At 36.9% G+C, this 7,374-nt stretch carries 9 protein-coding genes; all 9 read left to right on the forward strand.

Going from position 1 to position 7,374, the window contains the following annotated elements; all coding sequences use genetic code 11:
* Positions 1-18 precede the first annotated feature (18 nt).
* The 9 genes from nbaC to COL05_RS14300 all read left to right on the forward strand — a co-directional run bounded on the left by nbaC (position 19) and on the right by COL05_RS14300 (position 7,350).
* A complete protein-coding gene (nbaC, locus tag COL05_RS14260) occupies positions 19-558 on the forward strand; it encodes a 3-hydroxyanthranilate 3,4-dioxygenase (protein ID WP_000047732.1) in 540 nt (179 codons plus the stop codon).
* The gene (locus tag COL05_RS14265; RefSeq protein WP_098669091.1) at positions 543-1,580 is read left to right on the forward strand and encodes an amidohydrolase family protein; all 1,038 of its coding nucleotides are present in this window, start codon (positions 543-545) and stop codon (positions 1,578-1,580) included. The genes nbaC and COL05_RS14265 overlap by 16 nt, the downstream gene beginning before the upstream one ends.
* Entirely contained in the window at positions 1,558-2,016 is a 459-nt protein-coding gene (locus tag COL05_RS14270; protein ID WP_098669092.1) for a RidA family protein, read from the forward strand. Before COL05_RS14265 ends, COL05_RS14270 begins: the two co-directional genes overlap by 23 nt.
* A 12-nt stretch (positions 2,017-2,028) precedes the next feature.
* Positions 2,029-3,498 (forward strand): aldehyde dehydrogenase, encoded by a 1,470-nt coding sequence (locus COL05_RS14275; RefSeq protein WP_098669093.1) that lies wholly within the window; start codon positions 2,029-2,031, stop codon positions 3,496-3,498.
* A 134-nt stretch (positions 3,499-3,632) separates the two neighbouring features.
* The gene (locus COL05_RS14280) at positions 3,633-4,400 is read left to right on the forward strand and encodes a 2-keto-4-pentenoate hydratase (RefSeq protein ID WP_000660948.1); all 768 of its coding nucleotides are present in this window, start codon (positions 3,633-3,635) and stop codon (positions 4,398-4,400) included.
* Between the two features lie 30 nt (positions 4,401-4,430).
* Positions 4,431-5,330, forward strand: coding sequence for an acetaldehyde dehydrogenase (acetylating) (locus COL05_RS14285; RefSeq protein WP_098669094.1), 900 nt, complete (start codon positions 4,431-4,433; stop codon positions 5,328-5,330).
* Positions 5,317-6,342, forward strand: coding sequence for a 4-hydroxy-2-oxovalerate aldolase (gene dmpG / locus COL05_RS14290; RefSeq protein ID WP_098669095.1), 1,026 nt, complete (start codon positions 5,317-5,319; stop codon positions 6,340-6,342). The genes COL05_RS14285 and dmpG overlap by 14 nt, the downstream gene beginning before the upstream one ends.
* Before the next feature lie 3 nt (positions 6,343-6,345).
* Positions 6,346-7,134, forward strand: coding sequence for a 2-keto-4-pentenoate hydratase (locus COL05_RS14295; protein ID WP_098669096.1), 789 nt, complete (start codon positions 6,346-6,348; stop codon positions 7,132-7,134).
* Between the two features lie 21 nt (positions 7,135-7,155).
* Positions 7,156-7,350 carry a 4-oxalocrotonate tautomerase gene (locus COL05_RS14300; RefSeq protein WP_042512851.1) on the forward strand — a complete coding sequence of 65 codons (195 nt, stop codon included), beginning with the start codon at positions 7,156-7,158 and terminating at the stop codon, positions 7,348-7,350.
* Positions 7,351-7,374: the final 24 nt, after the last annotated feature.

Below are 7,374 nucleotides of genomic sequence, written 5' to 3' on the forward strand. Positions count from 1 at the left end.
TTATGAGGAGGAAATAATATGTCTAAAACATTGCAATCTTTTAATTTACTAAAATGGATTGATGAGAATAAGGAGTTATTGAAGCCACCAGTAAATAACAAAGTGATTTGGCAAGATTCAGAGTTTATCGCCATGATATTAGGTGGTCCAAATAGAAGACGTGATTTCCATGTGGATCCTTCAGATGAATTTTTCTATCAAATTAAAGGTGAATGTTATGTGGAATGTATTACAGAGGAAGGCAAGAGAGAAGTTGTCACAGTAAAAGAAGGGGATGTATTCATGCTACCCGCTATGGTACCACATTCACCACATCGCGTTGCTAACACATATGGGCTCGTAATTGAAAGAAAACGTAACCAAGGAGAGCTTGAAGATTTTGTTTGGTTCTGTGACGAGTGTAATCATGAAATGCATCGTGTACGTGTTCAATTAAGTGATATTGAAAAACAAGTAAAAGAAGCAATTCATAGTTTTAATTCAAATAAAGAAATTCGAGCATGTAAAAACTGCGGTCATATTATGCCAGAAGAAGTGGAGGAATGGAAGTGCGAATAGATTTTCATACACATATTATTCCTGAAACTTTTCCGGATTTTGAAGAGAAGTTTGGCGGAGGACGTTGGCCGATATTAAATCGGACTTGTACATGTGGTGCAAGCATAATGGTTGGAGGTAAAAATTTTCGTGATGTGACAGATCAAGTATGGTGTCCTGAGAAAAGAATTGAAGATATGAATCGTGAGGGTGTTGATATTCAAGTTTTATCACCAATCCCTGTTACATTTTCGTATTGGGCAAAACCAGAGGAAGCCGAAAGTATGGCACGTATTCAAAATGATTTTATCGCAGAAACAGTTTTAGCATATCCAGATCGTTTTGTAGGATTAGGAACGGTTCCGATGCAAGATGGAGAAACTGCGATTCGTGAAATGGAGCGTTGTATAACAGAATTACATTTACACGGTATTGAAATTGGCACAAACGTAAATGGTAAAAATTTAGATGACCCATCGTTTATTGAATTCTTTCGGATGGCTGAAAAGTGGCAAGTTCCAATCTTTATTCATCCATGGGAAACATTAGGAAGAGATAGAATGCCACATCATAATTTTATGTACACAGTAGGGATGCCGAGTGAAACGGCACTTGCGGCAGCTACATTAATATGGAGTGGGATAATGGAGAAGTTTCCACGGCTAAAGGTTTGTTTTGCGCATGGCGGGGGATCTTTCCCATATATTTTGCCGAGGTTAGATCAAGGCTGGAAAGTGTGGCCGCATTTACGATTGACTACGCATCCTCCTAGTTATTATGCAAAGAAATTTTATTTTGATTCTTTAAATTATGATCCTATTAATTTGAAATATATGATTGAAAGATTTGGACATGAAAAAATTTTCATGGGTTCAGATTATCCGTTTTTATTGCGAGAAGTGGAGCCGGGAAAGGTGATTGATGAAACAGCAAGTTTATCAGAGGAACAAAGGGCAGCGATGCTTGGGGGAAATGCAGCGGAATTTTTAAATATTGATATAAGAAAAAGAGGTGTAGCATATGCAGAGAGTACAAACACCTGAGGACAAACTAAGTGAGTTAGGAATCACACTGCCAGCTATTCGTCCGGCAGTTGGAAATTATGTTAGTTGTGTAAAAGTAGGTAATTTACTATTTACTTCTGGACAAGGCGTAGATGAGTATCACGGAAAATTAGGAAAAGATATTTCAATTGATGAAGGATATAAAGCGGCAAGGCAATCAATGTTGAATTTATTAAGTGTTGTGAGGAACGAACTAGGTGATTTAAATAAGGTGAAACGAATTGTAAAGTTGCTTGGTTTTGTAAATAGTACGGAAGATTTCATTAATCAGCCAAAAGTAATGAACGGGGCATCGGATGTATTAGTAGATATTTTTGGGGAAAAAGGAAAACATGCTCGTTCTGCAGTCGGTATGGCTCAGTTACCTAATAACACAACAATTGAAATTGAGATGGTTTTAGAAATTGAAGAGTAGGAGGTCAGGAAGGTGAACAAAGAATTATTAGCTGACAAACGGAAAGTAAAAGATGCGAAATTGTTTATTGATGGAAAATATGTGGATTCTGTATGTGGCGAAACGTTTGATACGTTCAATCCGGCGACGAATAGAAAGCTTGCATCTATTGCAAAGGCAAATGAAGAGGACACTAAAAGAGCAATTGATGTGGCAGAACGTACATTTAAAAGTGGCATTTGGAGTAAAATGCCTGTGGAAGATCGGTCGAATATTTTATGCAAAATGTCGGATTTGATAATGGAAAGAGTGGATGAACTAGCGTATATAGAAACTCTAGATGTTGGAAAACCAATTAAAGAGAGTAAAGGATTCGATATACCACGTTCGGCTCATAATTTTCGCTTCTTTGCTGAAATGGCTAAATATATGGTACATGAGCATTATGACAAACATAATTTTATGTCATATGCAAAGTATGCTCCAGCAGGGGTAACTAGTTTAATCATTCCTTGGAATTTGCCATTTATGCAAATGACGTGGAAAGCATCAGCTGCACTTGCTTCTGGTAATACTGTTGTTGTTAAACCGGCCTCCTATACTCCATTAAGCGCAGTTATGCTTGGTGAAATTGCAAATGATGCAGGATTACCACCAGGTGTACTTAATATTATTACAGGTCCTGGAAGTACTGTCGGGACAAAAATGACAACACATCCAGCTGTTAGAAGAATTTCATTTGTTGGAGAAAGTAATACAGGTAAGACAATTATGCGTAATGCTTCAGAAAACTTAATTCCTGTTTCATTAGAATTAGGAGGTAAATCAGCAAATATTGTATTTGAAGATGCAGATTTAGATGAAGCAGTACAAGGATCAATTGAAGCTATTTATCGAAATCAAGGAGAAATTTGTTTAGCTGGTTCCAGATTACTTGTGCAAGAAAGTGTATATGAACAGTTTTTAGAGAAATTTGTAGCGGCTGTGAAAAGAATAAAGGTTGGAGATCCTCTTTCTGAAGATACAGATATGGGAGCGCTTGTCTCAAAATCTCATTTAGAAACAGTTGATCGCTATGTAGAATTAGGAATTTCAGAAGGGGCAAAATTAGCCTATGGTGGAAAAAGAGTGGAAAGTCTAGTAGAAGGGAATTTTTATGAACCTACTATTTTATACGATGTTGATAACAGTATGCGTGTAGCGCAGGAAGAGATATTTGGTCCAGTTCTAGTTGTTATTCCATTTAAAACAGAGGAGGATGCCATTCGCATTGCAAATGATTCTATTTATGGACTAGCTGGAGTGGTTTGGACAAATGATCTTAGACGAGCACAACGAGTCGTTTCGCAAATTGATTCAGGCTTACTATGGATTAATTGTTGGTATGTCCGAGATTTACGCACTCCATTTGGAGGTTCAAAGGCAAGTGGAATTGGTAGAGAAGGTGGGCGTCATAGTTTTGAATTTTATACAGAAGCTAAGACGGTAACGATGAAATTATAAGGATAATATTTTAACTTAACATACAAAGAGCTCCCATCTGATGTTTATAAAAATAAGTAGATGGATGGGGGCTAGTCTACAATGTAAAGGATTGAGGATATATAAATTAAAAAATGAGGTGAGAGCAATTGTTAATGAAAGAGTTAGCAGATGAACTATTGCAGGCTGAAGATTCACGTATAGGAATACCTCCTTTTACTGAGAGATATGCTAATTTATCAGTTGAGGATGCTTATAATATTCAGCTTGAAGTAGTAGAAAGAAAGTTGGAGAATGGACGTTGTGTAATCGGAAAAAAAGTTGGACTTACGAGTGTTGCAATGCAGCAGATGCTTGGGGTAAATGAACCAGATTATGGACATTTGTTAGATGACATGAAAATAGAAAATGGAAGTACAATTGCAATAAGTTCTTTTGTATCTCCGAAAGTAGAAGCAGAAATAGGATTTGTTTTAGAAAAAGATTTAAAAGGGCCTAATATTACATACATTGATGTACTGATGGCAACAAAGTATGTTGTACCTACACTTGAAATAATTGATAGTCGTATTGCTGATTGGAAAATTAAATTGGTTGATACAGTAGCGGATAATGGCTCGTCAGCAAAGGTTGTAATTGGTAATACATTCTCTAGCATCGACAAAGTAGATTTACGTACAACTGGAATGACACTGTATAAAAATAATAGTTTAATTGCAACAGGTGCTGGGGCGGCCGCATTAGGGCATCCTGCACAAGCTATTGCCTGGTTAGCTAATAAACTACATGAATTTAATATTGGATTAAAAGCAGGTGAGTTAATTTTACCAGGTGCGTTATCTGGTGCAGTCTCAGTGAATAGTAAAGACAGTATTCAAGCTGACTTCGGATCACTCGGATCAGTTTCTGTTACATTCATATAGGTTAAAGTGTTGAGAAAAGGGGGGATAGATGTGAAGAAAGTAAAGGCGGCTATAATTGGATCAGGTAATATTGGTACGGATTTAATGTATAAATTAAAAAATAGTAAAGTTATAGAGCTAAATGCCATGATTGGAATAGATTCCGAATCGGATGGTTTAAAGAGAGCGAAAGAAGCCGGATATGAGGTTTTTGATAATGGAATACAAGCAATTATTGATAATCCGAGTTTAGCTAATATTGTATTTGACGCAACTTCAGCTAAAGCACATAGTTATCATGCGAAAATATTAGAAGAGCTTGGGAAAATAGTAATTGACTTAACTCCGGCTGCATATGGGCCATTTGTTTGTCCTGCTATTCGAAATAATGATTTTTTAGATAAGCAAAACGTTAATATGATTACGTGCGGGGGACAAGCAACAATCTCGATTGTTCATGCTATTAATGAGGTAGCAAATGTTACATATGCAGAGATAGTTGCTACAATTTCCAGTTTAAGTGCAGGTCCAGGTACAAGGGCAAATATTGATGAATTTACAATTACGACAAAGCGTGGAATTGAAGAAATTGGTGGGGCTGATAAGGGGAAGGCGATAATTATATTAAACCCTGCAGAGCCACCTATATTAATGAGGGATACGATTTATTGTGAAGTTAAGGATATGGATGAGGTTTCTATCTATGAAGCAATTCATAAGATGGTTGAACGGGTTAGGACGTATGTTCCTGGTTACTCTTTGAAACAAGAGCCAATGTTTAATGGGAATCGTGTAACTGTATTTTTAGAAGTTGAAGGAGCTGGAGATTATTTTCCTCCTTATGCCGGTAATTTAGATATTATGACAGCTGCAGCATTAAAAGTAGGTGAAGAATTTGCAACGCAAATCATTTCAGAGAAGAAAAGAGGTGTAATGAATGAGGCGAAATAGTGAAAGACCAGTGAGAATAACAGAAGTTTGTTTACGTGATGGAAGTCATGTAATGAAACATCAATTCACAGAAGAGCAAGTTCGATCTGTAACAAGGACATTAGATGAGGCAGGTATGCATTATATCGAAGTGAGTCATGGAGATGGTTTAGGTGGCTCTACTTTACAATATGGGAAGTCATTAGTTAACGAAATAAAGCTCATTGAAGCCGCGGTAGATGAGTGTAAGCAAGCTAAAGTAGCTGTCTTGTTAATTCCTGGTATTGGAACGATTCATGAATTAAAGCAAGCTGCAAATATCGGTGCGAAACTTGTTCGTGTAGCAACACATGTAACAGAAGCGGATGTTTCCGCTCAGCATATTCAATTTGCACGTGAGTTAGGTATGGAAGTGTGCGGTTTTTTAATGATGGCACATTCTGCATCGGTTGAAAAGTTAGTAGAGCAAGCAAAGCTTATGGAAAGTTATGGTGCAGAAGCAGTTTATGTAACAGATTCTGCAGGAGCTTTATTGCCTCATGAAGTACGTGAACGTATCCGTGCTTTGCGTCAATCTTTAAATATTGAAATTGGTTTCCATGGTCATAATAATCTTTCGGTGGCAGTAGCAAATACAATTACTGCAATTGAGGAGGGCGCGACACGTATTGATGGAAGTGTAAGATGTCTTGGGGCAGGAGCTGGAAATGCCCAAACAGAAGTATTGCTCGCTGTTTTGGATCGTATGGGATATAAGCTAGATATAGATTTATATAAGATGATGGACGTGGCAGAGGAGGTTGTTGCCCCTTTATTACCAGTACCACAAGAAATTCAAAAAGGTAGTCTAGTAATGGGATATGCAGGGGTATACTCTAGCTTTTTATTACATGCTGAAAGGGCGGCACAACGCTTTAATGTAGACGCACGTGATATTTTAATAGAACTGGGGAAAAGAAAAGTAGTTGGAGGACAAGAGGATATGATTTTAGATGTAGCTGCAGAATTAGCAAAGATAAAAATGGAGGTGTAACAGATGGCTTTAGTGAAAGGGGCAGATTTAGAAATTATTGACTATTTACTTCAAGCTGAAAAGGAAAGAAAAGAAGTAGTAAAAGTAACGGATAAGCATCCTGATTTAACAGTAGAGGATGCTTATAAATTGCAAAAACGTTTAATTGAACAAAAAATGAGCGAAGGTTCTAAAAGAGTTGGTGTGAAACTTGGATTAACGAGTAAGGCAAAACAACAAATGATGGGGATTGATGAAGCGATTTACGGATATTTATTGCACGATATGCTTGCATTCGAATGGGAGCCATTGCAATATGAAACGTTGATTCATCCAAAAGTAGAGCCAGAGATTGCTTTTTTAATAGGTGAGGATTTACAGGGAACGAATGTGACAGCTGACGATGTATTAAAGGCAACCAAATATGTTGCGCCAGCTTTAGAGGTGATTGATAGTAGATATTTAAATTTTAAATTTACATTACCTGATGTAATAGCAGATAATTGTTCCTCTTCAAAATTTTTGTTAGGAAGTAAATGGATTGATGTTAAGAATGTAGATTTAGCCAATGTAGGGATGGTTATGTCAAAGAATGGTAAGATTGCTACGACTGGGACAGGAGCAGCTGTGCTGGGACATCCAGCAGAGGCAATTGCTTGGGCGGTAAATAAACTTGGTTTACAAAATGAAGGATTTAAAAAAGGTGATATTGTATTAAGTGGAGCATTATCTGAAGCGATTGCATTTAAAGCCGGAGATTCTATCATTGCACAATTTGATGATTTGGGAAGTGTAGCAATGTTTTGTGAATAAATAGTAAAGCGAGAGATAAAAATGCCCATTATACAAATTCAAATAATAGAAGGTAGAAAGCAGGAGCAAATTCAAAATCTAATATTTGATGTTACAGAGGTAGTTGCGAAAAACTTAGATGTAGATGTTGGACAGGTTCGTGTTTTAGTGAATGAAATCCCAAGTTCGTGTTGGGGAGTAGGCGGAAGGTCTAAAGAAAGTTTAAAAGAAAGTTAGTTAGTAATAAAAGCAATTTTCATT

It is taken from the genome of Bacillus sp. AFS059628 (assembly GCF_002571225.1).
Classification (GTDB): domain Bacteria; phylum Bacillota; class Bacilli; order Bacillales; family Bacillaceae_G; genus Bacillus_A.

Bases quoted from the DNA above. Each gene is read 5' to 3' on its own strand.
- nbaC (WP_000047732.1), top strand. From the start codon at position 19: ATGTCTAAAACATTGCAATCTTTTAATTTACTAAAATGGATTGATGAG.
- COL05_RS14265 (WP_098669091.1), top strand. From the start codon at position 543: ATGGAAGTGCGAATAGATTTTCATACACATATTATTCCTGAAACTTTT.
- COL05_RS14270 (WP_098669092.1), top strand. From the start codon at position 1,558: ATGCAGAGAGTACAAACACCTGAGGACAAACTAAGTGAGTTAGGAATC.
- COL05_RS14280 (WP_000660948.1), top strand. From the start codon at position 3,633: ATGAAAGAGTTAGCAGATGAACTATTGCAGGCTGAAGATTCACGTATA.
- dmpG (WP_098669095.1), top strand. From the start codon at position 5,317: ATGAGGCGAAATAGTGAAAGACCAGTGAGAATAACAGAAGTTTGTTTA.
- COL05_RS14295 (WP_098669096.1), top strand. From the start codon at position 6,346: ATGGCTTTAGTGAAAGGGGCAGATTTAGAAATTATTGACTATTTACTT.
- COL05_RS14300 (WP_042512851.1), top strand. From the start codon at position 7,156: ATGCCCATTATACAAATTCAAATAATAGAAGGTAGAAAGCAGGAGCAA.